1 protein-coding gene is annotated in these 959 nt (G+C 61.5%); it reads right to left on the bottom strand.

Annotated features, from left to right (window positions below; genetic code table 11):
• Positions 1-93: 93 nt before the first annotated feature.
• Positions 94-876, bottom strand: a complete 783-nt coding sequence (locus ACYVDE_RS24330; protein ID WP_460504102.1) for an MbnP family protein — start codon at positions 874-876, stop codon at positions 94-96.
• Positions 877-959: the final 83 nt, after the last annotated feature.

The following is a 959-nucleotide window of genomic DNA, read 5'->3' as shown; positions in this document are numbered from 1 at the left end:
CGGCACGGCCACATCGGGCAGCCCGCAGCCCGCCAGCAGCAGCCCCGCCAGCCCGAAGGCCAGCGAGGCGGCGCGAAGGCGTTTCATGGCCAGCTAGTTGGCGTGAATGTGCTCGACGGAGAACATACCAGCAGCGTAATTATTGGCCACCAGCACCGAGTTGGCCCCGCCCATGGTATTCGAGAGCGTGGCGAAGCGCACCGTGTTCGGACCCGTAAACATCTTCATGATGTCGGCATTCAGGTGCACTTCGGGCGCGTGGTCGGTGCGCACCAGCAGGTTGGTACCCGTGGGGAAAGGCACCGTGACGGTGCGAATCGTATTGTTGGGCGACTTAAAGCCGCCGATGTGAAACACCAGGCCGCCTTCGGTGGCCCCGGCCTGCTTGGGTGCCTGCGGCGAGGTACCTTCCAGCTTCGTGTAGATGTAGCCCGAGTTCCACGTCCAGAACATGGCGTTGCTGGGGTCGAGGGCGCCGGTTTGGGCCCCCGATACATTGCGGGCGCTGTCGACGCCCACCGTGAACGTGAGCGACTTGTAATCTCCCACGGGAATGTCCTTCAACGGCAGCTCCAGTGTGCTGACGTTGCTGGCATCGAGCAGGAAGTAGCTCTCGGGCACGGCATACGTCGTGCCGTCGGTCTTATTCAGCTTGATGTTGGAGATGTATTGCTTGAATGTGGTGATTTTGAACTGGTCGCCGGCCGGGGTAGTGTAGGTTTGGGTGCTGAGCGTGAGCGGGGCGGTGCCGACAGTCTGCTCAAAAGCCAAGTCGACAGTGCCTTTCTGGTTCGGCACGGCTTCGTCTTTTTTGCAGCCAATGAGCGAAAAAGAGGCAACGGCAAACAGGCCAGCGGAAAGAGCGGAAAATTTCATCTTAGAAAAAGCAAAAGGGGAGGAGGGGATACGGAACTGCGGGGCGCGCCAAAGCGGCGCGCGCACCGGGGCCGGCCGCGGGC

The organism is Hymenobacter agri, from assembly GCF_054778495.1.
The sequence above is the reverse complement of the archived record's forward strand: the minus strand, read 5'-3'. Positions and strand labels throughout refer to the sequence as shown.

Coding starts and splice junctions, on each gene's coding strand:
- ACYVDE_RS24330 (WP_460504102.1), bottom strand. CDS start 876: ATGAAATTTTCCGCTCTTTCCGCTGGCCTGTTTGCCGTTGCCTCTTTT.